This is a genomic window from Marinobacterium sp. xm-m-383 (assembly GCF_013283255.1).
Lineage (GTDB): Bacteria > Pseudomonadota > Gammaproteobacteria > Pseudomonadales > Balneatricaceae > Marinobacterium_E.
Genome location: NZ_WBYT01000006.1, coordinates 13,141 through 38,546, shown reverse-complemented (window position 1 = coordinate 38,546; position 25,406 = coordinate 13,141). Strand labels below are relative to the sequence as shown.

The 25,406-nt window shown below is 48.9% G+C and carries 23 protein-coding genes and 5 tRNA genes; 19 read left to right on the top strand and 9 right to left on the bottom strand.

Annotated elements, in window-relative coordinates; translation table 11 throughout:
* The first annotated feature begins 203 nt into the window (after positions 1 to 203).
* Both XMM383_RS10385 and XMM383_RS10380 read left to right on the top strand, forming a co-directional pair.
* Complete coding sequence (locus XMM383_RS10385; RefSeq protein WP_173495059.1) at positions 204 to 974, top strand: class II aldolase/adducin family protein; 771 nt, start codon at positions 204 to 206, stop codon at positions 972 to 974.
* A 17-nt stretch (positions 975 to 991) separates the two neighbouring features.
* Positions 992 to 2,167, top strand: a complete 1,176-nt coding sequence (locus XMM383_RS10380; RefSeq protein ID WP_173484574.1) for a mandelate racemase/muconate lactonizing enzyme family protein — start codon at positions 992 to 994, stop codon at positions 2,165 to 2,167.
* 12 nt (positions 2,168 to 2,179) lie between these two features.
* Here the strand turns inward: XMM383_RS10380 and XMM383_RS10375 are convergent, their stop codons facing one another.
* Together XMM383_RS10375 and XMM383_RS10370 are read right to left on the bottom strand one after the other, a co-directional pair.
* Positions 2,180 to 3,043 carry an amidohydrolase gene (locus XMM383_RS10375; RefSeq protein ID WP_173484575.1) on the bottom strand — a complete coding sequence of 288 codons (864 nt, stop codon included), beginning with the start codon at positions 3,041 to 3,043 and terminating at the stop codon, positions 2,180 to 2,182.
* Complete coding sequence (locus tag XMM383_RS10370) at positions 3,043 to 3,765, bottom strand: SDR family NAD(P)-dependent oxidoreductase (protein ID WP_173495058.1); 723 nt, start codon at positions 3,763 to 3,765, stop codon at positions 3,043 to 3,045. The genes XMM383_RS10375 and XMM383_RS10370 overlap by 1 nt, the downstream gene beginning before the upstream one ends.
* Before the next feature lie 143 nt (positions 3,766 to 3,908).
* Between XMM383_RS10370 and XMM383_RS10365 the strand changes: the two genes are divergently transcribed.
* From XMM383_RS10365 to XMM383_RS10355, 3 genes are read left to right on the top strand one after another with little or no spacing between them, the layout of a single operon-like run.
* Positions 3,909 to 5,354 (top strand): DUF1800 family protein, encoded by a 1,446-nt coding sequence (locus XMM383_RS10365; protein WP_173495057.1) that lies wholly within the window; start codon positions 3,909 to 3,911, stop codon positions 5,352 to 5,354.
* Between the two features lies 1 nt (position 5,355).
* Positions 5,356 to 6,480, top strand: a complete 1,125-nt coding sequence (locus XMM383_RS10360; RefSeq protein ID WP_173495056.1) for a DUF1501 domain-containing protein — start codon at positions 5,356 to 5,358, stop codon at positions 6,478 to 6,480.
* Positions 6,477 to 7,223 (top strand): hypothetical protein, encoded by a 747-nt coding sequence (locus tag XMM383_RS10355; protein ID WP_173495055.1) that lies wholly within the window; start codon positions 6,477 to 6,479, stop codon positions 7,221 to 7,223. The genes XMM383_RS10360 and XMM383_RS10355 overlap by 4 nt, the downstream gene beginning before the upstream one ends.
* Positions 7,224 to 7,275: 52 nt before the next feature.
* Here the strand turns inward: XMM383_RS10355 and XMM383_RS10350 are convergent, their stop codons facing one another.
* Complete coding sequence (locus tag XMM383_RS10350; protein ID WP_173495054.1) at positions 7,276 to 8,010, bottom strand: glutathione peroxidase; 735 nt, start codon at positions 8,008 to 8,010, stop codon at positions 7,276 to 7,278.
* A 182-nt stretch (positions 8,011 to 8,192) separates the two neighbouring features.
* Between XMM383_RS10350 and XMM383_RS10345 the strand changes: the two genes are divergently transcribed.
* From XMM383_RS10345 to XMM383_RS10335, 3 genes are read left to right on the top strand one after another with little or no spacing between them, the layout of a single operon-like run.
* Positions 8,193 to 9,545, top strand: coding sequence for a DEAD/DEAH box helicase (locus tag XMM383_RS10345; protein WP_371731499.1), 1,353 nt, complete (start codon positions 8,193 to 8,195; stop codon positions 9,543 to 9,545).
* On the top strand, positions 9,545 to 10,333 hold the full coding sequence (locus tag XMM383_RS10340) for a class III extradiol ring-cleavage dioxygenase (protein ID WP_173495053.1): 789 nt from the start codon (positions 9,545 to 9,547) through the stop codon (positions 10,331 to 10,333). Before XMM383_RS10345 ends, XMM383_RS10340 begins: the two co-directional genes overlap by 1 nt.
* Complete coding sequence (locus tag XMM383_RS10335) at positions 10,323 to 10,904, top strand: hypothetical protein (RefSeq protein WP_173483586.1); 582 nt, start codon at positions 10,323 to 10,325, stop codon at positions 10,902 to 10,904. The genes XMM383_RS10340 and XMM383_RS10335 overlap by 11 nt, the downstream gene beginning before the upstream one ends.
* Before the next feature lie 13 nt (positions 10,905 to 10,917).
* On the opposite strand, the gene XMM383_RS10330 is transcribed toward XMM383_RS10335, so the two are convergent.
* Genes XMM383_RS10330 through hemA form a run of 4 tightly spaced genes read right to left on the bottom strand, consistent with a single transcriptional unit; the run spans position 10,918 to position 14,855 of the window.
* Positions 10,918 to 11,661, bottom strand: a complete 744-nt coding sequence (locus XMM383_RS10330; RefSeq protein ID WP_173480647.1) for a molybdopterin-synthase adenylyltransferase MoeB — start codon at positions 11,659 to 11,661, stop codon at positions 10,918 to 10,920.
* Positions 11,661 to 12,485, bottom strand: a complete 825-nt coding sequence (gene prmC / locus XMM383_RS10325; RefSeq protein WP_173480646.1) for a peptide chain release factor N(5)-glutamine methyltransferase — start codon at positions 12,483 to 12,485, stop codon at positions 11,661 to 11,663. Before prmC ends, XMM383_RS10330 begins: the two co-directional genes overlap by 1 nt.
* A gap of 3 nt (positions 12,486 to 12,488) precedes the next feature.
* On the bottom strand, positions 12,489 to 13,574 hold the full coding sequence (gene prfA, locus XMM383_RS10320) for a peptide chain release factor 1 (RefSeq protein ID WP_173480645.1): 1,086 nt from the start codon (positions 13,572 to 13,574) through the stop codon (positions 12,489 to 12,491).
* A 15-nt stretch (positions 13,575 to 13,589) separates the two neighbouring features.
* Positions 13,590 to 14,855, bottom strand: coding sequence for a glutamyl-tRNA reductase (hemA, locus tag XMM383_RS10315; protein WP_173480644.1), 1,266 nt, complete (start codon positions 14,853 to 14,855; stop codon positions 13,590 to 13,592).
* Positions 14,856 to 15,019: 164 nt separating this feature from the next.
* Between hemA and XMM383_RS10310 the strand changes: the two genes are divergently transcribed.
* From XMM383_RS10310 to XMM383_RS10260, 11 genes are all read left to right on the top strand, one after another.
* A complete protein-coding gene (locus XMM383_RS10310) occupies positions 15,020 to 16,729 on the top strand; it encodes a tetratricopeptide repeat protein (protein ID WP_173484579.1) in 1,710 nt (569 codons plus the stop codon).
* Positions 16,711 to 17,283, top strand: coding sequence for a lipoprotein insertase outer membrane protein LolB (lolB, locus tag XMM383_RS10305; protein ID WP_173480642.1), 573 nt, complete (start codon positions 16,711 to 16,713; stop codon positions 17,281 to 17,283). The genes XMM383_RS10310 and lolB overlap by 19 nt, the downstream gene beginning before the upstream one ends.
* A 96-nt stretch (positions 17,284 to 17,379) precedes the next feature.
* Positions 17,380 to 17,455, top strand: a tRNA-Gln gene (locus XMM383_RS10300).
* A gap of 72 nt (positions 17,456 to 17,527) precedes the next feature.
* Complete coding sequence (locus XMM383_RS10295; RefSeq protein ID WP_173480641.1) at positions 17,528 to 18,469, top strand: ribose-phosphate pyrophosphokinase; 942 nt, start codon at positions 17,528 to 17,530, stop codon at positions 18,467 to 18,469.
* A gap of 111 nt (positions 18,470 to 18,580) precedes the next feature.
* On the top strand, positions 18,581 to 19,171 hold the full coding sequence (locus XMM383_RS10290) for a 50S ribosomal protein L25/general stress protein Ctc (RefSeq protein WP_173480640.1): 591 nt from the start codon (positions 18,581 to 18,583) through the stop codon (positions 19,169 to 19,171).
* A 21-nt stretch (positions 19,172 to 19,192) separates the two neighbouring features.
* Positions 19,193 to 19,786 (top strand): aminoacyl-tRNA hydrolase, encoded by a 594-nt coding sequence (gene pth / locus XMM383_RS10285; protein ID WP_173495052.1) that lies wholly within the window; start codon positions 19,193 to 19,195, stop codon positions 19,784 to 19,786.
* Positions 19,787 to 19,795: 9 nt separating this feature from the next.
* Entirely contained in the window at positions 19,796 to 20,887 is a 1,092-nt protein-coding gene (gene ychF, locus XMM383_RS10280) for a redox-regulated ATPase YchF (protein ID WP_173495051.1), read from the top strand.
* Positions 20,888 to 21,014: 127 nt separating this feature from the next.
* Positions 21,015 to 21,091 (top strand) — tRNA-Met (locus XMM383_RS10275).
* 3 nt (positions 21,092 to 21,094) lie between these two features.
* Positions 21,095 to 21,169 (top strand) — tRNA-Gln (locus XMM383_RS10270).
* Positions 21,170 to 21,187: 18 nt separating this feature from the next.
* A tRNA-Met gene (locus tag XMM383_RS10265) sits at positions 21,188 to 21,264 on the top strand.
* 4 nt (positions 21,265 to 21,268) lie between these two features.
* Positions 21,269 to 21,343, top strand: a tRNA-Gln gene (locus XMM383_RS10260).
* A 321-nt stretch (positions 21,344 to 21,664) separates the two neighbouring features.
* Here the strand turns inward: XMM383_RS10260 and serB are convergent.
* Together serB and rnr are read right to left on the bottom strand one after the other, a co-directional pair.
* Positions 21,665 to 22,876, bottom strand: coding sequence for a phosphoserine phosphatase SerB (serB, locus tag XMM383_RS10255; RefSeq protein ID WP_173495050.1), 1,212 nt, complete (start codon positions 22,874 to 22,876; stop codon positions 21,665 to 21,667).
* A 43-nt stretch (positions 22,877 to 22,919) separates the two neighbouring features.
* Positions 22,920 to 25,394, bottom strand: coding sequence for a ribonuclease R (rnr, locus tag XMM383_RS10250; protein ID WP_173495049.1), 2,475 nt, complete (start codon positions 25,392 to 25,394; stop codon positions 22,920 to 22,922).
* Positions 25,395 to 25,406 lie beyond the last annotated feature (12 nt).

Genomic DNA, 25,406 nt, shown 5'->3' with positions numbered 1-25,406 from the left:
TTAGCCACAAAAAATTCACAAAAAAGTGAAAAAAAGTTCTTTTTTGATCACCCAATGATCAGTTTGTTCAAGGATTGATCAGACAAGCGACATAAATCGGAAATCTTCCAACAAACGCCTTAGCGAATTGTGATGAATGTCAGTACTTGCAGCGACCGCCCTGTGATAGGATTCGACTAACAATTTCTACATTGAGTAACGCTATGTACAACATTCCTAAGGTCAATCTTCGGGGCAAAGTATCTGATATCGAGTGGCAAACACGCATCGATTTAGCTGCAGCCTACCGACTGGTCGTACTGCATGGTTGGGATGATCTTATCTATACCCACATCTCGGCACGTATCCCCGGTACCGAAGAGCTACTGATCAACCCGTTCGGCCTACGATTCGATGAGGTAACCGCTTCCAATCTGGTCAAGATCGACATTGATGGCAATAAAATCGATCCGGACTTTCCGTATGACATTAACCCTGCGGGTTTTACCATTCATAGCGCGGTGCACCTCGCACGCCACGAAGACCAGTGCTCATTTCACCTGCATCACCCTGATCTGATTGCGGTTGCGACTCGCAAAGAGGGACTACTGCCATTAAGTCAGTACTCAGCCTTTGCGTTAGCCAGCATCGCTTACCACGAGTATGAAGGTCTGGCGGTTAATCCAGAGGAGATCAAGCGTCTACAGGATGATCTTGGCAACGCTAACTTCTTCATGCTGCGAAATCATGGTGCACTGACAATGGGCAAAACCATTGGCGACGCTTTCATGCACATGTACGACCTGATTATGGCCTGTGAAGTGCAGGTCAAAATGCAGCATAACGCGACTGATATTGTTCCTGTTCCACAAAGCGTGATCGATGGCATCAAAGCCCAGGCGAATGTCGTACACACCGGAACAACGGGTGGCCAAAAAGCTTGGCCAGCGATGCTACGAAAAGTTAAACAAGCTTACCCAGAATTTGATCAATAATTATTAGAGTTTAAGCAATGAAAATCACCGAAGTAGAGATTTTTGATATCCACTGTCCAGAGCGTCCACCCTGGAACCCTGTCTTTGTCCGCATTCATACCGATGAAGGCATTCACGGCCTCGGTGAAGCGGGCCTCGCCTACGACTGGGGACACAGTGCAGCGGCCGCAATGATTAAAGAGATCGCCGAAGCGGTGCTGATCGGCTTTGATCCGTTTAAGACAGAGCTTTTATGGTCACGCATGCTACGCGAGAGCTTCTGGGGACTTGGTGGAGGCCCTGTTCTATATTCGGCGATGAGTGCCATCGACACAGCACTGTGGGATATCAAAGGTAAAGCACTCGGACTCCCTGTCTACCAACTGTTAGGTGGCAAGACCAATGACAACCTGCGCACCTATGCCAGCCAACTGCAGTTCGACTGGGATAAAGATTGCACCAAGATGCTAACGCCTGCTGATTACGCCCGTGCAGCCTCAAAGGCGATGGCAGAAGGCTACGATGCCGTTAAAGTCGATCCGATCGTCTACGATGCTAACGGTGATTCAAGCTTTGACCGCACCAAGCTCTTTACACCTGCGCAGATGAAGCTGTTTGGAGATCGCCTGCGTGCCATTCGTAACGAAGTCGGTGACGAAGTCGACATTATCTTCGAATCACACTCTTTAATGGGTGCCGCATCGGCCATCCAGATGGGTAAAGTGATCGAAGAGGTGGGCTGCATGATGTACGAAGAGCCTGTGAACTACCTCAACTCTAAAGTGCACAAAAAAGTATCCGACGGTGTTAACGTGCCCATCGCAGGGGGTGAGCGCCTATATCACCGCTGGGATGTTCGTCAGTACTTTGAAGATCAATCGATCGATGTACTACAACCCGACGTCGGCCTTTGTGGCGGCTTCACTGAAGCTAAGAAGGTGTGTGACTACGCCGATGTCTACGACATTCGCATTCAAGCCCACGTGTGTGGCGGACCCGTAGCAACCGCCGCGTCACTGCAACTGGAAGCAGCGATACCTAACTTCCTAATACATGAGCACCATACCTATGCCATCAAGTCTTGGAACCGCGAACTCTGTATTCAGGATTATCAGCCAGTGAACGGCAAGTTCAGCGTACCGGATCTTCCAGGCATCGGAATTGAGCTAAATGATGAGATCGTCTACCGCTCACCCAACGTGAAGGTTAAATAATCCCGGAAGAAGCTAGAAACGGTAGATCTCACGCGCGTTGAGATCTACCAACCGCTCTAAATCCAATCCCGATTTACGCACAGATTCAACAACCAACAACCAATAGGCCTCATAGCTCATAGAGAGGGTTATCAGCGGGAAATTAGACGCCACCATCACCCTACTCTGACCAAAAAGAGTCACAAGCTGCTCAAGCGTCTGTTGAAGTGTCTGTGCAGTAAATGCTCTATCCAACATCTCGAACCCTGAACACTTAACGTACAGGTTTGGCAGCTCAGCAAGCTTCGTTAAACCGGTTAGCCAATGGTGCTTTTGCTCGCTAGAGAACGCGGCTGAACCAAAGCCTTGGTGATTCAAAACCACCGTCAGATTAGGTAGCTGTTTGAAAAGCACTACGACCTTATCGACAGCCACTTCATCCGTAGCATCAAATTGCAGCTCAAAGAGCAGTCCGGCCGACTCTAGGATTTTAAGATTAGACAGGGTGTTAGGGTGGCTAATGATCAAATCTAACTGATCATCAAAGATATGACGCACCCCCACCATGGATGAGCGCTCGGTTAGCTCTGAAATAGCGTTTCTGAACTCAGACTGTGAACGACAAAGATCTACACAGCCTATCGTTCGAACAGGGAGGCTGGCCTGTGATTCAATCCAATCGATCTCAAGCCAGGATTGATCATTACTAAAACCCGCTTCAATGTGTGTATAACCCGCCAAGCGCATTGGTTCAGATAGACGTATATCTGACTCAGTAAAATTACGAAGCAAGGCTGATTTATCAGGCCAATTAGGCCCTTGATTAGGCTGAAGCCAACCATACTCACCCTGTGAAAGATTAAACAGATGCAGGTGCGGATCAGTAATATTGATCATTAGCGTGCAGTGTATCCACCATCAATCGGCAGCATGGCACCGGTGACAAAACCCGCCTCATCACTGGCCAAGTAAGCCACCATCGCGGCCACCTCATTAGGTTGTCCAATGCGCCCGATAGGCTGCTCATTGGCCTCTGCCTGATGCACCTCATTGAGATCTGAACCCGAGCGAGCACAATAGGCCTCGACCGCTTTAGTGTAGAGCGGCGTCTCTATCGTACCTGGGCAGACAATATTGGAGCGGATATTAAACTGGGCGTAATCGATTGCAGTGGTTTTGGCGAGTGAAGCCAGAGCGTGCTTAGTCATGTTGTAAGCACAAGAGTTCGACTTAGCCACTGACGATTGATCTGAACCGATAAAAATGATCGAACCGCCCTGCTCCTTCATGTGCGGAACAGAAGCCTGCACCAGGGAGAAGGCGCCCTTCACGTTCAGATCAAACATCGCAACGAAATCCGCTTCGCTCGTCTGTTCAATATTAGCTGATAGATGACGCCCCGCATTGGATACGACCACATCGATGCCGTATTGATCGGCAATCTGATCAACCGCGTTTGTTACCGCTTGATGATCCGTCACATCACAGATCAACGTCTCGCCAACGGAGCCTTCACTGATGTCGAGGTTAAAGACCCTATCGCCCAGCTCAGCAAAGCGCTCAGCAATCGCCAAACCTATCCCCGAAGCACCACCTGTAATCACAACTGTTCGCTGCATAACTCACCTATCTAGACTGAACAAGCATTGTAACCATCAGTCGTCTGACCCGTCTATTAGGCTAGAGTGAGTAATAGTTTTTTTCGACTTTTATTTCTCAGAAAATGTACTAATCTAAAGTTTCATTAAAAGAGCGATCGACTATGTCTGCCAAGTCACCAGAACTAAACTACACAATGCGGGTCGGGCTTATCCCTCGCCTCGGCAACTCAATTCCCAACGACCCCGTTAATTGGGCAATTGATCAACTGAGTTATAACAAACCACTTAAATCGCCGGCTGCTAATCGGAGTACAGATCCAGTCTATGAAGAGTGGCCTGCTCATTTAGATCCAGGATTAAAAGAGCGCTTAATCAATGTATGGCGTTGGGACGAAGCAAGGGAGTCACTTCGAAAACAGCATGCAAATGAGGAGCGACTTTTAAGGCAAAAGTTGGATGAGGCTCAATTCAAGTATGACCTAAGGTGGTTTGATGCAGCTAAATTTAACCACTATGGAGCATACGGTGAAGACCCCGTTAGACAGCGTCTTGGGCACTTCTGGTTCAACCATTTCACCATTGGCTCGTACGACTCTTTTTACACAGCCGGTGATTTTTACGAGCATCGTATTCTAAAAAATTTGAACGGTAGCTTTGCTGATCTACTCTACGAAGCAACCACGCACTACTCGATGCTACGCTATCTCGACAATGTCGATAACGTTTCACCCAATTCTGAGCAGGGACGTCATCGAAGGCAGAAGGGCAAACAGGTCGGACTCAATGACAATTTAGCTCGTGAGATCATGGAGCTTCATAGCTGCTCTCCTGCTCAGGGTTACACCGAAGAGGACATTCACAACGCAGCAAGAATACTGGCCGGATGGGGAGACTATGCTTTTAATCCACGCTGGGCCTATCAAGATTGGAAAAGTGCAGATTACCCGTACATTCGAAAGCGTGCCGATACCGGTACCAAAGTGGTAATGGGTAAAAAATATGGTCGTGGCAGCTCTGCACTTAAAGAGTTTACCAATGACCTTGCCGCACTGGATAAAACGCGAGAATACATATGCCACAAACTTGCACTGCACTTCATCAGTGACAATCCCAGTAAAAAGGTCACACAAGCCCTAGAAAGTAGCTGGAAAAACTCCAATGGCAACTTACTCGCAGTTCATACAAAACTTTTAGAGCTCGCCTGGAGTGAGGGAGAAAACAAAGTCCTGTGGCCAAGCCATTGGCTATTCAACATAGTAAGAGCCGCTGATGCACACTATTTTGATAGTCACCAAGACATTACCTCTTGGCAGATGGGGCGTGAGGTGGTTAAGCCGATGCGGGAGCTCGGCAACAGTTTTTGGGAAGAGCGTCAGCCCAATGGCTTCCCTCTCAAATCTAGAGAGTGGATAAGCCTAGAGCACCTTGATAGGCGTGTGCGATTTGCTCAATCCGTCTGGAACAGAGCTTTTGTTACCGCCAAACCTGAAGAGATTATGGATCACCTACAGGTTCCTCTGAGCTACCAATCAAAGGTGATGGAATTTGGTCAGGGGCATGAGCAATTCATTGCATTAACTGTGAACCGCTGGATGATGGAGGTGTAATTTGAAACGTAGAGACTTTTTGAAATTATCAGGCGGTTCATTAGCACTTGCGTCTGTTCCAACCTGGGCACGCTCCAACAACCCAAATCGACGCTTAGTTGTCTTCTTCTTAGAGGGTGGTCTAGATGGCCTAAGTGCATTGATACCCAAAGCGGAAGGTGCACTGGAGAGCCACAGGGAATCGTTGTTACCTACCTCACTTCTAGATCTCAATAGTCACTGGGCATTGGACCCATCGCTTCGAAACACGCACAAACTGATGCTGAGTCAGGACATACTTGGAGTCCATGCAACCAATTTCCCTTACACCAAACGTTCCCATTTTGAGGGACAAAACTTCATACAGGGCGCTGGCAAAGCTCCTTTTACAGAGAGTACTGGCTGGATAGGTCGAGGCTTAGATTTAGTCAACTACGGTGGACGGGCGATGAGCTTGGACACCCCTCTTCTACTCAGAGGAACGACTAGCATCGACAACTACTATCCGGCTCATGTAAAGGGTGCCTACAACCCCTCTTCCGATCTCTTAAAAAGAATTCACTCAGGTCTATCAGAGCAGTGGCAAACCACCAATGAAAAACTGATTGCTAGGGTGACTAAAAACACTTACCAATCCAATGATCGAAGTCCGAATGCCTTAGCGCGAGAAGCCGGCAAAGCACTATCACAAAAGGATGGCCCCATCGCCGCAATGATTCGACTAGGGGGGTATGACACTCATGCAGGACAAGGATCTCGTTTAGGATCTAAGCTAACTGAGCTAGATCTATGCATCAGTTCATTAAAAGATTCACTCGGTGAGGCTTGGGATAACACGACATTTATTACTCTCACCGAGTTTGGCCGAACCGTCAAAGTGAATGGCAGCAGCGGCTCTGACCATGGCTACGGCACCTGTATGTTTATTGGGGGTGGCGCTGTTAATGGTGGTGCGGTATTGGCTGACTGGCCCGGATTGGCAAAGAGTGACCTATTTGAGCGACGCGACCTGATGGCTACTTTGGATTCACGAAGTCTGTGTGCAGCTGCACTAGAGCACACACTTGGCCTTGAGCACGACGAAATCGCGGAACGCGTATTTTTTGAGCCAAACCTAAAACGAGTTACTGACAGGATATATCTATGAAGCTAGCTTATCTGGCGGTCGTTACCGCTATGCTGGCAGGGTGTCAGTCAGCACCACAAAAACCCAATGGAACCGGTTCTGTTGAACGAATTAACATTGAGTCACAAACCTATCAAGAGGGAATGCACCGATACCCAGTCGATGCCGAGTTTTTAAAACCTAAGCTGAGCATTGCACAACAGCAGTTAGCGAAACGAGAGGCTGAAAAAGAGCGAAATCGCAAACGCAATTTAGAAATGGCCGAGGATGTTCAACTAGCCTCTAAATTTTATGCCGAGAAAGATGGCTGGTTCACATGGGTTACAGATCAAAAGCAATTCATAGCTGCTCCCAATCTAAAATCCAAACCGATGCGACTTTTGATGGCGGATGGCAGAGAACAGATCGTTAAAGGACAACTCGGCAACAGACAAATCGAAGCCCGCGCAAAGGTGATTCATTTTGGGGTATTAACAGACCGAAGCGTCATGTTGATTATTGCCCCGATTAATAGCACTCCGGGCTCTGAAACCAGCATATCTATATTCAATGATGCAGTTGCAGCCTGTGGAACCGCACTGCCTTACGCCTTTGGAGATATTCACTTTATCTCCAAAACCACAAACCCTGCTGTAGCTGCTAAACAGGCATGTATCGTAGAAAAAACGCAGCATGATCGATTCTTAAGAGTTTTCTACAACAACGCACTCTCTATCGAGCAACAGGTTGAAGGGGCTGAGTTGGAGTTGGGACTCTCCTCATAAAAAACAGCCACTCAGCTCTGATGAGCTGAGTGGCTAGCAAAGAGTAAGACAGTTAACGATTAGCCAACCAAGCCTCTAGATCGTCAGCTCCACCGACTCGCTGACCATCAATGAATACCTGCGGTGTTGTTCCCTGACCAGTTACAGCGGCTAGTGTCGAGTAACTTAGTCCTTTCGCACCTAGGTTGATCTCTTCGTAGCTGAAACCAGCCTCACTCAATGCTTTCTTAGCACGCGTACAGTGCGGGCATCCTGGTTTGGTAAACACAGTGACGCGTTTAGGCTGCTCCGCATTGGCGTTGATGTAGTTCAACATTGTGTCGGCATCGGACACTTGGAATGGGTCACCTGGCACATCCGGTTCGATGAACATCTTCTCAATGACGCCATCTTTAACCAGCATCGAGTAGCGCCAGCTGCGCTTACCAAAGCCAAGATCCGCTTTATCAACCAACATACCCATGCCGTCGGTAAACTCGCCATTACCATCAGGAAGCATGTAGATATTCTCTGCACCCTGATCACCAGCCCAGGCATCCATCACAAATGGATCATTCACTGATAGGCAGATGATGCTATCCACACCCTCTTTGGCGAAGACAGGAGCCAATTCGTTATAGCGAGGCAAATGGGTGCTTGAACAGGTCGGTGTAAATGCTCCGGGTAATGCAAACACAATGACCGTTTTACCCTTGAAAAGATCATCTGTAGTGACTTTAGCCCACTCGTTACTTTCACGAATTGGAAATGTAACCTGTGGGACTGTTTGTCCTTCTCGATTCATCATGGCTTGACTCCTTTTATGTAAAGCTCGTTCGTTTCGATAGATTTAGAATATGAGAAATAGATATTTTAATAAAATTAATTAAAACTAATCACTTCATATTTAAAACCTATAGCAACAATAAATAGAGAGCCCTGTTGCCTAATCTGATAGAATCGCGCCATTCATTTATGTAGGAACTTTGCGTGTTTAGCGAACTCGATATCAGTGATCGTATCTTAAAAGCGATCGACCAAATGGGCATTACTCAACCCACCCCAGTGCAACAGGAGAGCATCCCTGTCGCGTTAGAAGGTAAAGACCTTCTGGTTGGTGCAGAAACAGGCAGCGGTAAAACACTCGCTTTTGTTGTGCCACTGCTACAAAAGCTGCTCGACACGCCTAAACCTCGCTCGGGCACACGCGGACTGATTCTGACCCCTACACGAGAGCTGGCTGAACAGGTCGAAAACATGTGTGCAGAGCTAGCGGCATTTACACAAATTCAGGTTCAGAGCGTGTGTGGCGGTGAAAACTGGTCAAACCAGGTCGCTCGTCTACGTAAAAACCCAGAAATTTTAGTAGGCACACCAGGTCGTTTGAAAGAGCACCTTGAGCGCAACACCCTCGATTTTGATGATCTTGAGTACCTTGTTCTTGATGAAGCCGATCGCATGCTCGACATGGGCTTTAAAGATGAGATGAGCTTTATTATTGATGCCTGCCCTGCACAGCGTCAGACGCTTCTGCTCTCTGCAACGCTCAACCACAGCAAACTGCAAAGCCTCATCAATGTTGGTCTTAAAGAGCCAGTTCGATTGCAGCTTGCGACTGCACAAGATGCTGTTGAGACGATCACACAGCAGATGATCCTAGCTGATCACCCTGGTCACAAAGAGAAGATACTACTTTGGCTGCTAGATAACGAAGAGCATGAGAAAGGGATTATCTTCTGTAATACCCGTGCCTTTGCAGAGCAGCTTGGTACTAAATTACAACGTGAAGGTCGTCGCATCGGCATTCTTCATGGCGAGATGGAGCAGCCGGAACGTAAACGTATTCTCCAGCTATTCAGAGATGGCCGCATCAACCACCTAATCGCAACCGATGTTGCTGCACGTGGATTGGACATTGAAGGTGTCGACCTCGTCATCAACTTTGATATGGCGCGTAAGGGTGACGAGTACGTTCACCGTATCGGCCGCAGTGGTCGACAGGGACGCAAAGGTTTGGCCATCAACCTGATCATGTCGAACGAGTGGAACCTATCCGCGACCATCCAGCGCTACCTTAAGGTGACGTTTGAGATGCGATCCATTGCGGGACTGAAAGGTCACTACAAGGGACCTGAAAAAGTTCGTAAGAACGGCCGTGCAGCGGGTACTAAAAAGCGCAAAGAGTCTGATAAACGTAAGAGCAGCGATAAGCCTAAGGTTAAACAGCGCGCTCGCGATAAGAAGGATATCGGCAAGCGTCGTCAACCAGCAGCTGCTGCATTAGGCGATGGCAATGCACCAATGATGCGCCGTAAGACAACGGGACTGGATCCAAACGACTGATGAAACAAGCACTGCCCTCTTTCTATCTGAGCCACGGCTCACCGCTTGATGCATTGGTGTTCGGGGAATCTGAACAGCAGCGCCTTGATGAGCTAGCAAAATACCCGCAACCCAAGGCGATACTCATCATGTCGCCCCACTGGTTTACTGGCGGGATTAAACTGACCTCATCACTCCAGCCTGAAACCATTCATGATTTTTACGGCTTCCCTGATGAGCTGTTTGCCATTCAATACCCTGCCAAAGGGGATTTAGAGTTGGCGATTTACACGCAGTCGCTACTCACCTTTGCCGGTTATGAAGTGGAGTTGGATACACAACGCGGTTTAGACCACGGAGTCTGGGCCCCGCTTAGACATCTCTACCCAGAGGCAGATATTCCGGTTGTGGCTCTCTCTATGCCAAGAACCAGCACGCCTGAATCACTCTACAAGATGGGGTATGCACTGCGTTCCTTAAGACAAGAGGGAGTGCTCGTCATTGGATCCGGCAGCACAACCCACAATCTAAGAGATGTTCGCCAACCTGGGCAGCCTGAGTACGTAAGCATGTTTACCGACTGGCTAAAAACTCGACTGGAAAAACGTGAACTGGCCACTCTACTGAACTACCGTTCAGTGGCCCCTTATGCACAAGCCGCCCACCCCACTGATGAACACCTTATCCCGCTCTACTTTGCACTGGGTGCGGCCGGTGATGAGTGGGTCAATCTGAAACATATGAACGACGAAGTCCGACACAGCGCTATCGCCATGGACTCTTGGATGTTTGGCATCAATGCTGAGTAAGTTGTTTAAATCAAACATCGATAAACTCAAAAAGGCTCTTCTCAAAGAGGATCTCAAAGGCTTTAGGGAGATCCTAAACAGAGTCGACCCTGCTGATCTATCAGCTGCATCCACACAGCTCATTGAAGCGGCGATTCACGAGTCCGCACCTGACTATCTAGAGTCACTTCTGCAGAAGCTGCAGATCTCTGATACTGAAAAATTGCTCAATTACGGGCTATTAGCCTGCACCACTGAACAGCCGATCAAGACCCTAAGAGTGTTACTAAGAGAGGGGTTAAATCGCATCTCCAACCAGCAAATCAATCAGCTGAGTAGGTTTATTGTAAACAATAGGGAGAGTGATCGAATGGCCCTGCTCAGCCTAGTGTCACAACATGGCTGTGACCTCAACGGTGCGACTGAAGCGATTGTGTTCGCAATTAAAAATGAAGATAGAGAGCTGATGAAGTTTTTGATTGAGTCCGGTGTCAGACTGAACGAGCAACAGTTAACAGAAGCCTCTGAAACCTTTCAAAGCTACGCCAGCCGCATTGTAGCTGACAAAACATTGAGAGACAGTTGGCTTTAAATCCCACTAAGATTTAACCACAGACCTCACAAGTTGCTCGCTTAGATAACTTCAACGTTTGAAATTGCATCGTCTTGGCATCAATAAGCAGCAACCGCCCTTCTAAAACCTCGCCGATGCTAGCCAACACTTTGAGTGCTTCCGCTGCTTGAATCGTACCGACCATACCAACAAGAGGCGCAAACACGCCAGAGGTTGAACAGTTTTGATCAACATTGGCATCCGCAGGATAGAGGCACTGATAGCAAGGTGTTTCAGGGTGGCGAGGATCATAAACACTGACCTGCCCTTCAAAACGAATCGCAGCACCTGAGACCAGCGGCTTACCGGCCTCAAAACAGGCTCGATTCAGTGCATGGCGGGTTTGGAAGTTATCGGTACAATCAACGACCAGATCCACACTGCTGACGGTGCGTTGCAACAACTCACCATCTAATCGATCAGTGATCACGCTGGCCTGGGTATTGGGATTGATCTCAGCAATCTGCGCTTGGGCCGACTCTACTTTAAACTCACCCAATCGTTGATGCGTATGGATCACCTGACGCTGAAGGTTGCTTAGCTCGACTCGATCATCATCAGCCAGTACCAACTCACCCACACCTGCCGAAGCCAAATAGAGTGCAACTGGGCTGCCTAATCCACCCAAGCCAACGATCAACACTTTGGCGTTTAACCAAGCCTCTTGACCGGCCGCGTCGACTTCCGGCAACAGAAGGTGTCGGCTGTATTGCAATAACTGTTCATCATTTAACATCAGACTCTCCAACAACCACCGGTAATTCTGGGATTACCCCCATAATCTTGCCGTGTTTCAACCTGTTCAAATCCAACCTGTTTAAGTTTATTGGCCACCTGCTCCGCTTGATCATAGCCATGCTCTAGTAGCAACCAGCCATCACCCTTCAAATAGGCTGGAGCTATCTCAATAATATAGAAGAGATCGGCTAGCCCTTCATCCTCGGCAGTCAATGCCGTTAGGGGTTCAAAGCGGACATCACCCTGCTCTAAATGAGTATCTTTAGGATCAATATAGGGTGGATTTGAAACGATTAAATCGTACTGACCGGCCAAAGGTTCAAACCAAGAACCGGATAGCACCGTTAAATTAGAGGCGCCTAAACGAACTGCGTTTCGTCTTGCCAACTCAGCGGCCTCTGCAACGAACTCCACAGCACTCACTTGCCATGCAGGGTTTTCCAGCGCCAACGCGATGGCGATAGCACCCGTTCCTGTACCTAGGTCGACTGCAGATGCTTTCGAATTGAGAGGCAACTCAAGGGCCCACTCAACCAAGGTTTCGGTATCAGGACGAGGAATTAACGTGTGTTGATTGACCTCTAGATCAAACGACCAGAAGCCACGACGTCCCGTTAAGTGAGCGACAGGAGTGCCCTGTGACCGTTTAACTAGGAGTGAATCAAACTGGCTAAGCTGCTCTGCTGTCAGCTCTTTTTCCGGCCAAGTTCTAAGATAACTGGGGTCTTTTTGAAGGACAAAGCAGAGTAGATGTTCTACATCGACGCGAGCAGAGTCTGATTTCAGCTCTGCCGATTTCGCTAGGGCCTCGTCGATGCGCATCAATTAATCGTCAGACAGCGCCGTTAGCTGCTCTGCCTGATACTCCTGCATTAGCGTATTGAGAACCTCATCCATATCACCCTGCATCACCTCATTTAGCTTGTAGAGGGTCAGGTTGATACGGTGATCGGTCAGACGTCCCTGAGGGTAGTTGTAGGTACGAATACGTTCTGAACGATCGCCCGATCCAACCAAGCTTTTACGGGCGCTGGCCTGTTCCGCTTGCACCTTATCGATCTCTGCCTGCTGCAGACGTGAGGCGAGCAGCGCCATCGCTTTAGCACGGTTTTTGTGCTGCGAACGCTCCTCCTGACACTCAACCACTACACCTGTTGGGATGTGCGTAATACGAATTGCGGAGTCTGTTTTGTTGACGTGCTGACCACCGGCACCGGATGCACGGAAGGTATCAACTCGCAGGTCCGCTTTATTGATATCGATTTCGGCCGACTCATCCATCTCAGGCATTACCGCAACGGTACAGGCCGAAGTATGAATGCGTCCCTGGGATTCGGTTTCAGGCACACGTTGTACACGGTGCGCACCCGATTCGAACTTCAGTCGAGAGTAAACGGCATCGCCGATAACACGAGTTATGATCTCTTTGTAACCGCCGTGCTCACCTTCATTCGCACTGATGACCTCTACCCGCCAACCGATCTTCTCGGCATAGCGTGAGTACATTCGAAACAGATCACCGGCAAAAATAGCCGCCTCATCACCCCCGGTTCCCGCTCGAATTTCAAGAAAGACGTTACGACCATCATTAGGGTCTTTCGGCAGCATCAAAATTTGCAGATCAGCATCAAGTTGCTCTTCTAGGGCTTTAGCCTCTTTGAACTCCTCTTGCGCCATCTCTTTTAGATCAGCGTCGTCCTCTTCCATCATCAGAAGCGCGGTCTCTTGATCCTCTTTCGCCTGATTCCACTGGTTAAAGGTGGCGACGATCGGCTCTAGGTCCGAATATTCACGTGAGTAATCACGGAACTGATCTTGATTGCTAATAACACTCGGATCGCTCAGCAGAGCCGACAGCTCTTCAAAACGATCAACCAACGACTCCAGTCGCTGACGTATGGATTCTTTCATCTTTAATTTCCGACGCTAATCTTTCGATTGCGGATTGAGTTGAAACAGCTCTTGAACCGATCGCTGCAGATCGTCACGACCCTCGGCAGACGCTTTGCGCAACTGCACACTAGGCTCGTGTAAAAACTTGTTGGTTAAACCATTCGCTAAACGCTTTAGCACCTCTTCAGGTGACTTACCATTTTGCAGTTGCGATAGCGCCTTCTCTAGCTCTTCATCGGCTATGCTCATCTGCTGCTGTCGAAGAGCAGTCAATGTATCGACGGCATCCAACTCACGCAATTGACGCATGAAAAGTTCTGCACCCTGCTCAATGATCGCCTCAGCCTCTTGCGCGGCCTCCTGTCGTGAGCGCTGATTCTCTTCGATCACCTCCGTCAGGTCATCAACGGTGTAGAGGTAGACATCCTCAAGATCGCCCACCTCGGCTTCGATGTCACGAGGAACGGCAATATCCACCATAAACATAGGACGGTGACGACGAACCTTGAGCGCACGCTCAACACTGCCTTTACCCAAAATAGGCAACTGCGATGCCGTAGAGGTAATCACGATATCCGCGTTAGGAAGCTCATCAGGGATAGAGGCAAACTCAACCGCTTTACCATCTACCTCATCAGCCAATGCCAGAGCACGTGATAGCGTTCGGTTCGCGATGGTAATCGATTTGATTCCAGCATTTTTCAGGTGTCGAGCCACCAGCTCGATGGTTTCACCGGCACCAATCAGTAGCGCTCGGCTATCCGCCAAATCGGCAAAAATGTGCTGCGCCAAGCTGACCGACGCATAGGCAACAGAGACTGGGTTCTGTCCAATACTGGTCTCGGTTCGAACCTGTTTGGCCACAGAAAAAGTCTGTCTAAAGAGTCGACCTAACTCTGCATGCGCTCGTCCCGCCTCTTGCGAAACAGAGTATGAGTCTTTCAACTGCCCAAGGATTTGAGGTTCGCCCAACACTAAGGAGTCCAAACCCGATGCGACACGCATCATGTGACGTGCAGCACCTAAATCCCAGTGCTCATAGATACAGTTGGCGAGTTGTGACTTATCGACCTGGTGATAGCTAGCCAACCAGTTGAGCAACTGATCTGATCCATCACCCTCTAAACGGCAGTACAACTCAGTACGGTTACAGGTAGAGAGTATAGCCACCTCTTCAAGTGCGGCCTCTTCACAGGCTTGCTTTACAGCGTCAACCAAAGACTCGGGCGCAAAGGAGACACGCTCCCTGATCTCAACCGGAGCGGTTTTATGGTTAATCCCTAAAGCGAGTAAAGACATGAATCCCTTTTGTACCTAAATATTACAGGTCGCTAATAATACACGGTAAAGACTAGTCTAATAAGACCTAGACCACTGTTTTTGTTCTGTTTTGCAGCTTATACACATGACAACACCCGATCGGTTTTCTATAGTGATGAGATTGGTAACCTAGGAGTTGAGATTTGAGATCGACATTATTCAGTGCATTGGCCCTTTCGGCTCTTCTAGCGGGTTGTACTCCTACAAAACCAAACAGCCCTTCAGAGCAGGCAGAACTTAAAAGCGCCGACTCGACTACCATCTATACACCGGGCGAACTTAACCAAGAGTCTTTGCTAGATTTGATCAGCGCTGAGCTCTATGGTCAGAATCGGGACTTTGCTCAATCCCAAGCACTTTTTTACAAGCAAGCACAACTCTCGCAAAGCCCTGAACTGGCTGAACGCGCTACTCGCATTTCACAATTCATGCGTGATGCAGAGCTTGTCGAGCAGTCGGCAACACTATGGCAAACGCTCGATCCAAACAAAGCCTTACCCTTTCAAATTTTGCTTAACCTCTACTTTCAAGAGGGCAAAATCGATCAAGCGTTGGAGCTCCTAGCAAGCCGTTCCGAATTTAGTGCTGAGACTTATGGCCTGATCGAAAGCCACCGTGCAACCTTACAACCCACGGAACTCAATGCACTGTTCGATCTCCTTCAGCATCTAGGGCCAGAGCAACAACAAAAGCTACCCAATATTCTGCTTCAAGCGCGCATCCAACGCTCACTTCAGCAACCCAACAAGGCCATTGATCTACTTGATCAGGGGCTGGCCATTGATCCTAATAATGCCGATCTAACTTTGGATAAGGCACGCATCATTGGCATCGACCTTGAAGAGATCCCACGCGCACTGGATCTCATGCAGCCTGCACTAATAGAGCATACAGACCACAGAGAGCTTCAGGCTTTCCAAATTCGACTGCTTCTAATAGAGAGCCCAGATCAAGTCCCTAACCTAGTTGAGTCGGCCATCAACGAGAGTAATGAAGATCCACAACTGATCTACTACTACGCACTGCTACTGCTGGAAAACGAATTGCTCGACCCGGCTGAGCGTTGGATAGACCGCCTGATTGCCATGGATCCAGAGAACAGCGATATCTACCTCTACAAAGGAGCCATCGAGCAACAGCGTGGCAACACCGAAGCGGCTCTGAACGCTTACGGCAAGGTTAAATCAGGTGACAATCTACTAAACGCTTTTGCAAGAACCTTAGAGCTCATTGATCCAGCAACATCTAGCAGTGAGTTAGAGGTGCGCCTAGCGACGCTCATCAAACAAGATCCAGAACGTATAGAGCCTTTGACCCGCATCGCCGCCGAATGGTTACTCGATCAACAACGCAACCAAGAGGCGATCGATCTGATCGACGAACAGCTAAAAATTGTTCCACAAGCCAACTCGCTCATTTATGCGAAAGCGATCGCTTTTGAACCGATCGATCCTGAGCAGATGCTGATCAACCTTGAACTAGCACTCTCATTGGATGAAGAGAACCCAAGCCTTAAGAATGCTCTAGGCTACTCAATGCTGCTCTATTCAGACGATTTTGAGAGGGCATTTAACCTGATTAAAGAGGCTTACCAGTCAACCCCGGACGATCCAGCAGTCATCGACTCTATGGGGTGGGCGTTTTATCTATCAAATAACTATCAAGAAGCTCTGATCTACATCGAACAAGCCTTTAAAGCCTTTCCCGACCCAGAGGTCGCTAAACACTACATTCAGGTGCTGGCCAAATTGGAACGGATTGACGAAGCCAAGACATTACTGGACACTCTGCTTCAAGATCACCCTGAAAACCGTCATACCCTTGAGGCCGAGCAGTGGCTAAACAGCTTGTAAAACTTTTTATACTGATCAGCTCAATCGCGTACCTAAGCGGGTGCATAACAAAACCTAAACCTATTCCTGTGCAACCGCTGACTGAACCCGTTCACTTCTCCTTTAGTGTGAGCGGAAAACTCGGTGTACGCGGAGATCAGATCAGCGAAAGCGCCCGCTTTAACTGGACCCAAAACCAACAGACGTTTGACCTAGCGCTGATCGACCCCTTTGGCCGCCAGGTCATGAGACTGACCGGCAATGATCGTTTTGCAAAGCTCGAAACGGACGATCAACAGAGCTACGTAGCAGATTCAGCCGAAGCCTTGATGCAGGAGTTATTGGGCTGGCAACTTCCAGTAAATCATGCCCTCTACTGGATTCAAGGCAGACCCGATCCAAGACAACCCTTCGTTGCAAAAGAGCCTGGGCAATTTCTGCAAAACGACTGGCAGATTAGCACGCTCGCACAGACGACTCTTAGCAGCGGCAAGACAGCACCTCGCAAGCTTAAAATGAGCCACACCCAACTGGATGTCACCTTAATCATCTCTGACTGGCAATTCCCACACTGATTCTGTGTAAAAAACAGTCAACAGGGGTTGATTTATAGCGCCTCTAATTTAAAATATGCGCCTCTTAAATTTAGTGGGAAACCACTGGAGAGCGCTAGGGGTATAGCCAAGTTGGTAAGGCACTGGATTCTGATTCCAGCATTCGTAGGTTCGAGTCCTGCTACCCCTGCCATTTATTACGATGACAGATCCTCAACAAACGACTTCATCATACATTTCTTTTGACAAAGAGCAGGACTACGACGTGTCTAAGATGATGGTATTTACTGGCAATGCAAACCCAGCATTGGCAGAACGTGTAGCAGAGCGCCTAGATTTGGATCTTGGCCAAGCGACAGTATCCCGCTTCAGCGATGGTGAAGTAAGTGTAGAGATTCAAGAGAACGTTCGCGGTAAAGACGTTTTCATCGTGCAGTCGACCTGCGCACCGACAAACGACAACCTAATGGAGCTTATGGTCTTCATTGATGCTATCCGTCGTGCGTCAGCAACACGTATCACAGCGGTAATTCCTTACTTCGGTTACGCCCGCCAAGATCGTCGTCCACGTTCAGCACGTGTACCGATTAGCGCTAAAGTTGTGGCGACCATGCTAACCAACGTAGGCGTTGACCGCGTTTTGACAGTAGACCTGCACGCAGACCAGATCCAGGGTTTCTTCGATATCCCTGTTGATAACGTCTACGGTTCACCTGTTCTTCTAGACGACATTAACGACCAGAACTATGACGATGTTGTGGTTGTATCACCAGACATCGGTGGTGTTGTTCGTGCTCGCGCAGTCGCCAAACAGCTTGATACGGATCTTGCGATCATCGATAAGCGTCGTGAGCGTGCGAATGAATCACAGGTTATGAACCTCATCGGCGACGTTGAAGGTCGTACTTGTATTCTTGTTGATGACATGTGTGATACAGCAGGCACACTGTGTAAAGCAGCAGCTGCATTGAAAGAGAAAGGCGCGAAACGCGTTGTCTCTTACATCACACACCCGGTTTTCTCTGGCCCAGCCATTGATAACATTGCAAATTCTCAGCTTGATGAGATGGTTGTTACTGACAGCATCCCACTAAGCGAAGCCGCGAAAGGCTGTAGCAAAATTCGCCAACTTTCACTGGCACCCATGTTGGCAGAAGCGGTACGCCGTGTCTGCAACGAAGAATCAATCAGCGCGATGTTCCGTTAAGAACAGCTGATTTTAAGAGCTTCGGCTCACTAAACGCCCTTCGGGGCAAACAAAGCTGTAGAGATCTGGTCGCGGGTCCCTGCAGTTTTTAAATTTATATAGGTATATAAAATGTCTAACTTCACTCTAAATGTAACTGCCCGCGAAGATCAGGGGAAAGGTGCGAGCCGCCGCCTGCGTCGCGCTGGCCAAGTACCAGCAATCGTTTACGGTTCAGCTGAGCCACAGAGCATCAGCCTAAGCGCAAACGAACTAAGTAAAGCACTACAAAACGATGCGTTCTACTCATCGCCAATCGCGCTAGACCTAGACGGTACTAAGACAGTTGTAATCATCAAAGATCTACAGCGCCACCCTGCGAAGCCTGTTGTTCTTCACGCTGACTTCCAGCGCATCGATGACAACCAGCGCATTAAGATCCGCGTTCCACTTCAGTTCGTTAACTTCGAAAAATCAGCGGCTGCTAAAGCATCTGCTAAATTCGCTGCAGAAACAGCTGTTGTAGAAGTAACTTGTCTAGCTAAAGACCTTCCTGAGTCAGTCTCTTGTGACCTTTCTCAGATCCAGACTGGTCAGATTGCTCACCTTTCAGACATCGCTTTGCCAGAAGGTGTTGAAATCGTTGCTCTGCGTCGCGGCGAAGACCACGACCAAGGCATCGGTTACTGTTACTCACCACGCGGTGCTAAAGTAGCAGGCTAATAGCCTAATACGCGCCAGCTTATGGAAGGTATCAGCCTCATTGTCGGACTAGGCAACCCAGGTGCTGAGTACCACGAAACACGCCATAACGCTGGTGCAGAACTGGTTGAGCAGCTCGCTGCTCAACACAGTTCACCTCTTCTGCCCAACAAGAACTACTTTGGGCTCTACAGCAAGATCTTAATCAACGGACAACCCGTTCATCTATTGGTCCCCACGACCTTTATGAATCGGTCTGGCAAAGCCGTTGCAGCACTTGCGAACTTTTTCAAGATTCCCGTTCAATCCATTTTGGTCGCTCACGATGAGCTGGATCTACCACCGGGTGTATCACGTCTAAAAAAAGGCGGCGGTCACGGTGGACACAATGGTTTACGCGACATTATTGCCAGCATGGGCAATAACAAAGATTTTTACCGCCTCCGTTTAGGTATTGGACATCCTGGCAGCGCTCAACAAGTTGCAGGATTTGTTCTGCGCAAAGCACCGATTGCTGAACGCGACTCTACCCAACAGGCGATTGATGAAACGTTGAGATACATCCCGATGATTGTCTCAGGGGATCATGCAAAAGCAATGAACACACTTCACAGTTTTAACGCATCAGCGAAATAGGACAGTATCATGGGATTTAAATGTGGCATCGTCGGCCTACCAAACGTCGGCAAATCAACGCTCTTTAACGCGCTTACTAAAGCGGGTATCGATGCAGAGAACTTCCCATTCTGTACAATCGAGCCGAACTCAGGCATCGTGCCTATGCCAGATCCACGCCTAAACGCACTGGCGGAGATCGTAAACCCAGAGCGCATCTTGCCAACCACGATGGAGTTTGTTGACATTGCAGGCTTGGTAGCAGGCGCCTCTAAAGGCGAAGGTCTTGGTAACAAATTCCTTGCTAACATTCGTGAAACGGATGCCATTGCACACGTGGTTCGCTGTTTCGAAGATGAGAACGTCATCCACGTCGCTAACCGCATCCACCCACTAGAAGACATTGAGACAATCAACCTTGAGTTGGCTCTGTCAGATCTAGAGTCCTGTGAGAAGCAGCTACAGCGTGTGCAACGTTCAGCTAAAGGCGGTGACAAAGAGGCAGTGGCACAGAAAGCCCTGCTGGAAAAACTGATCCCTCACCTATCAGAAGGTCAGCCAGTTCGCTCCCTAGAGCTCTCTGACGACGAGCAGAAGCTAACGAAGGGATTCCACCTACTGACGACTAAACCGACCATGTACATCGCTAACGTCTCTGAAGAGGGTTTTGAAGATAACCCTCATCTAGATGCGGTTCGTGAGTTTGCCGCTAATGAGAACGCTGAAGTCGTTGCGATCTGTAACAAGCTAGAGTCTGAAATCTCAGAACTGGAAGATGACGAACGCCTTGAGTTCCTACAAGACATGGGTATGGAAGAGCCAGGCTTGGATCGTGTAATTCGTGCAGGTTACCAGCTACTGGGTCTGCAAACTTACTTCACAGCCGGTGTTAAAGAGGTCCGCGCTTGGACCGTCAAGATCGGTGCTACTGCACCCCAGGCTGCAGGCGTCATCCACACCGATTTCGAAAAAGGCTTCATCCGTGCTGAGACGATCAGCTACGATGATTTCATCGAATATAAAGGTGAAAAAGGCGCTAAAGAGGCGGGTAAAGCTCGCCTAGAAGGTAAAGATTACATCGTCAAAGATGGCGACGTTATCCACTTCCGTTTCAACGTTTAAAACGAAAATTTGTGAATTGATCAGCGATTGATCGATTCACAATTTTATCAGGCCGAATTTGGGTTTTTCCCTTAGATTCTATTGACATAGAAGCCTATAGAAGGAATAATTCGCGGCCTTGAAAGATGGCAATGTAGCTCAGTTGGTTAGAGCAACGCATTCATAATGCGTGGGTCACAGGTTCGAATCCCGTCATTGCCACCATCTAGGGGTATAGCCAAGTGGTAAGGCAGGAGGTTTTGATCCTCCCATGCGCAGGTTCGAGTCCTGCTACCCCTGCCATCTAAGTCTTTCAAGCATGGCAATGTAGCTCAGTTGGTTAGAGCAACGCATTCATAATGCGTGGGTCACAGGTTCGAATCCCGTCATTGCCACCATTCTAGGGGTATAGCCAAGTGGTAAGGCAGGAGGTTTTGATCCTCCCATGCGCAGGTTCGAGTCCTGCTACCCCTGCCATTTTTTTGAGTAATACTGCTTCATCACCACATCAATCTCATATTTCCATCGCGACCTTTTCAAGGACGCTCCAACAGTTAAAACTAAACACTAATGACTTTAGCATTGTTGGAGCCTTATCGCAGATGAGGCGATTTTCTAGGTATTGATCGCGACCTTTTCAAGGACGCTCCAACAGTTAAAACTAAACACTAGTGACTTTAGCATTGTTGGAGCCTTATCGCAGATGAGGCGATTTTCTGGGTATTGATCGCGACCTCTTTAAGAGATGCTTCAACAAAAAACCTCGCCGAAGCGAGGTTTTTTGATTCAGACGCTCAATCACACATCCCGATCGCGGAAACCAATCAAGTATAGAATACCATCTAGGCCAAGAGTGCTGATCGACTGTTTAGCATTCTCACGCACTAGAGGTTTGGCTCTAAAGGCAATGCCTAAGCCCGCGATAGAGAGCATTGGCAGGTCGTTTGCACCATCACCTACTGCGATAGTCTGCTCTAGAGAGACACCCTCTTTGGCGGCAATCTCACGAAGCAGTTCTGCTTTACGCTCACCATTGACTACCGTACCGACCACTTTACCGGTCACTTTGCCATCTTGGATGTCGAGCTCATTGGCGTGAATGTAATCAAAACCTAAACGCTTCTGCAGGAACTTGGCAAAGTAGGTAAAGCCACCCGAAAGGATCGCGGTCTTATATCCAGTGCGTTTAAGCTGTGACATTAACTGTTCGGCACCTTCGGTCATTTTCAGGCGCTGAGCGATGCCTTCAAGGACCGACTCATCCAACCCTTCCAGAAGAGCCACACGACGCTTAAAGCTCTCATTGAAGTCGATCTCACCGCGCATAGCCGCTTCGGTAATCTCTGACACCTGATCGCCGACACCAGCCTCTTTCGCCAACTCATCGATGACTTCAGCTTCAATCAGTGTCGAGTCCATATCGAACACCACCAGACGGCGGTTACGACGATAGATGTCGTCACGCTGGAAGGCGATATCCACACCCAGCTCTGATGCCAAAGTTAGCAGAGTCTCACGCACTTCAGCTTCATCCGCAGACATATCACGTACAGAGAACTCGACACAGGCCTTGCTGCTCTCCTCTTCAACCTCATCAATTGAGACACGGCCAGATAGGCGTGAGATGTTGTCGATATTAAGATCGTAACGCGCAGCCACCTCAGTCACTTTGGCGATATGCTCAGCCGAAATGCGTCGTGCTAGCAGAGTGATAATGTGACGTGACTTACCCTGTGCACCGACCCAGCTTTGGTACTCTTCTAGAGTGACCGGTTCAAAGCGCGGCACCATGTTCATCTCGTGCGCTTTGAACAGCAGATCACGCAGCAGCGGTGAAGATTCAGCCTCATGAGGTACTTTTAACAGTAAACCTAGGGATAGGGTGTTGTGAATGACTGCTTGACCGATGTCTAGAACCTCAACATCGTATTTAGCCAAAATCGTAGTAATACCCGCGGTGACGCCCGGTTTATCGGAACCAGACAAGGTCAACAAAATCAGTTCGTTCATTCTCTTACTCGAGTCAAAGAAAGCTGTATGCGATTATACCCAGTTAAGAGCGCTTGCGCTTAGACGCGCCGCTCTTTTTTGCTCCACGGCTTTTGCTGGCTGTCTTACCGCCAAACTTTTCACCAGAGCCGCCGCCTGAACGACCACCGCTTGAACGCCCAGAGCCTGAACCCTTTCCGCGCGCACCTGATTTAGCACCGCCCTTACCTTTCTGATCAAACAGCCCCATGGCCAAACGCTCTCGGACTGATGGTTTTTTCGTCGGTTTATTTTTCTCTGAATCGAGCAGTTCGAAATCAATCTTGCGCTCATCCAGATTGACCTGTGCAACGCGCACGCCTAATCGATCGCCTAGCTTAAAGACGCGTCTTGTACGTTCGCCGATCAAACGCTGCTTGCCCGCTTCGAACTGGTAGTAATCACTTGGTAGACTGGTGATATGAACGAGACCATCGACAAAAAGATCATCCAACTCAACAAACACACCAAAGCCTGTTACCGCAGAGACAACGCCAGTGAACTCTTCACCAATCTGGCTCTGCATGTACTCACACTTCAGCCAAGAGATCACGTCACGAGTCGCCTCATCGGCACGACGCTCGGTCATCGAGCAGTGTTCACCGAATTGCAGCATCTGCTCTGCACTGTAGTTCATGACAAAGCTTGGGTTGCGTACAAAACCATCCGGTCTCGCTACCCCTTTAATCTTCTTATCTTCGTGAATCGCTGATCGAATCATACGGTGGACAAGCAGGTCAGGGTAACGTCGAATCGGTGAGGTAAAGTGAGTGTACTCCTCATACGCCAAACCAAAGTGACCATGATTATCAGGGCTATACACAGCCTGCTGCATCGAGCGAAGCATCATGGTTTGGATAATGTGTCGATCTGGGCGATTTTCGATCGCCGACGCCAGTTTTAGATAGTCCTTAGGCTCCGGTGAATCACCGCCCGGCAACGCCAGACCCAACTCCCCCAAAAAGGCACGCAGGTTTTCCAGACGCTGCTCTTTAGGGCCGTCATGGATACGGTAGATCGCAGGCTTTTTACGCTTCGCTAGGAACTTAGCCGTTGCCACATTGGCAGCCAACATACACTCTTCGATGAGCTTATGCGCATCATTACGTGTCACGGGTACTATGTTCTGAATCTTACGCTCATCACTAAAGACGATGCGTGTTTCGGTGGTATCGAAATCGATCGCACCCCGATCATCGCGCGCTTCACGAAGCCGGTGGAACAACCCATGAAGCGTCTGAAGATGAGGTAGCACTTGTTTGTATTGATCACGCCACAACTCAGCGTCAGCAGAATCATCATCACGATCCAACATAGCACCCACTTTGGTGTAGGTCAGACGGGCTTTAGAGTTTATGATCCCTTCAAAAAACTCTGCATCACCGATAGATCCATCTCGTTTAATATTGAGCTTACAGACCATCGCCAAACGATCAACGTTGGGATTCAGCGAACAGAGTCCGTTGGATAACAGCTCAGGCAGCATCGGCACAACATACTCTGGAAAGTAGACAGAGTTACCACGTTTAACAGCCTCTTTATCCAGCTCGCTGTTCGGTTTAACGTAGTAAGAGACATCGGCAATTGCAACCCATAGGCGCCAGCCACCCATACGCTTCTTCTCAGCGTATACAGCATCATCAAAATCGCGAGCATCTTCACCATCAATCGTAACAAACGGAAGATCACGCAGATCGACACGATTGGTCTTGTCCTCTTCCCGAACTTCCGGTGTTAAATCACCGATCTCTTGATGAACGCCGGCATTCCATTCATTGGGAATGTCGTGGTTATGAATGGCAACTTGAATCTCCATCCCCGGCGCCAAGTGATCACCCAGCACTTCAACCACTTTAGCGCGCGCAGGGTGGCGCTTATCCGGTTGTTGAACCAACTCAACAACAATCAGCTGACCATCTTCGTATTTAAGATCTTTATCAGGATCCGGCATCACCACAATCTGATTGGTAATGCGTTGGTTCTCTGGAATCAGTGAACCGAAGCCATTCTCCCCATCAAAACGTCCCACGACCTTTTTCAAAGGGCGTTCTAGCAGCTCGATAACTTTACCTTCAGGTCGGCCTCGATGATCAGAGCCGATCTCTTGAACGAGAACGCGGTCGCCATCGAATAGCTGTTTCATCTGGCGAGCACTGATAAACAGATCATCACCGCCCGCATCGGGCTTAACAAAGCCAAAGCCATCTCGGTGACCAATGACACGACCAGGAATCAGATCCATCTTCTCGATCAAACCGAATTGATTGCGACGATCCGATATCAACTGCCCATCACGGCACATTGCGATCAAACGGCGACGCACCGCTTCAATATCATCAGGATGACTGAGCTTTAGCTCGGCACAAAGGTGCGCATGGCTTATAGGAGCCCCCCACTTTCGAAGAAACTCAATAATGTAGTCTCGACTGGGCACAGGTCGGTCGTATTTACCCGCCTCTTCCTGTGCGTTGGGGTCGTTATCGCGCCACTGTTTACTCATTAATCATCCAAT

Excerpts from the sequence above, each read along its gene's own strand:
- XMM383_RS10375 (WP_173484575.1), bottom strand. The coding sequence starts at position 3,043 with ATGATCAATATTACTGATCCGCACCTGCATCTGTTTAATCTTTCACAG.
- hemA (WP_173480644.1), bottom strand. The coding sequence starts at position 14,855 with ATGTCTTTACTCGCTTTAGGGATTAACCATAAAACCGCTCCGGTTGAG.
- XMM383_RS10365 (WP_173495057.1), top strand. The coding sequence starts at position 3,909 with ATGTCTGCCAAGTCACCAGAACTAAACTACACAATGCGGGTCGGGCTT.
- XMM383_RS10290 (WP_173480640.1), top strand. The coding sequence starts at position 18,581 with ATGTCTAACTTCACTCTAAATGTAACTGCCCGCGAAGATCAGGGGAAA.
- pth (WP_173495052.1), top strand. The coding sequence starts at position 19,193 with ATGGAAGGTATCAGCCTCATTGTCGGACTAGGCAACCCAGGTGCTGAG.
- XMM383_RS10370 (WP_173495058.1), bottom strand. The coding sequence starts at position 3,765 with ATGCAGCGAACAGTTGTGATTACAGGTGGTGCTTCGGGGATAGGTTTG.
- serB (WP_173495050.1), bottom strand. The coding sequence starts at position 22,876 with ATGAACGAACTGATTTTGTTGACCTTGTCTGGTTCCGATAAACCGGGC.
- XMM383_RS10340 (WP_173495053.1), top strand. The coding sequence starts at position 9,545 with ATGAAACAAGCACTGCCCTCTTTCTATCTGAGCCACGGCTCACCGCTT.
- ychF (WP_173495051.1), top strand. The coding sequence starts at position 19,796 with ATGGGATTTAAATGTGGCATCGTCGGCCTACCAAACGTCGGCAAATCA.
- rnr (WP_173495049.1), bottom strand. The coding sequence starts at position 25,394 with ATGAGTAAACAGTGGCGCGATAACGACCCCAACGCACAGGAAGAGGCG.
- XMM383_RS10380 (WP_173484574.1), top strand. The coding sequence starts at position 992 with ATGAAAATCACCGAAGTAGAGATTTTTGATATCCACTGTCCAGAGCGT.
- XMM383_RS10385 (WP_173495059.1), top strand. The coding sequence starts at position 204 with ATGTACAACATTCCTAAGGTCAATCTTCGGGGCAAAGTATCTGATATC.
- XMM383_RS10355 (WP_173495055.1), top strand. The coding sequence starts at position 6,477 with ATGAAGCTAGCTTATCTGGCGGTCGTTACCGCTATGCTGGCAGGGTGT.
- XMM383_RS10350 (WP_173495054.1), bottom strand. The coding sequence starts at position 8,010 with ATGATGAATCGAGAAGGACAAACAGTCCCACAGGTTACATTTCCAATT.
- prfA (WP_173480645.1), bottom strand. The coding sequence starts at position 13,574 with ATGAAAGAATCCATACGTCAGCGACTGGAGTCGTTGGTTGATCGTTTT.
- XMM383_RS10335 (WP_173483586.1), top strand. The coding sequence starts at position 10,323 with ATGCTGAGTAAGTTGTTTAAATCAAACATCGATAAACTCAAAAAGGCT.
- XMM383_RS10330 (WP_173480647.1), bottom strand. The coding sequence starts at position 11,661 with ATGTTAAATGATGAACAGTTATTGCAATACAGCCGACACCTTCTGTTG.
- prmC (WP_173480646.1), bottom strand. The coding sequence starts at position 12,485 with ATGCGCATCGACGAGGCCCTAGCGAAATCGGCAGAGCTGAAATCAGAC.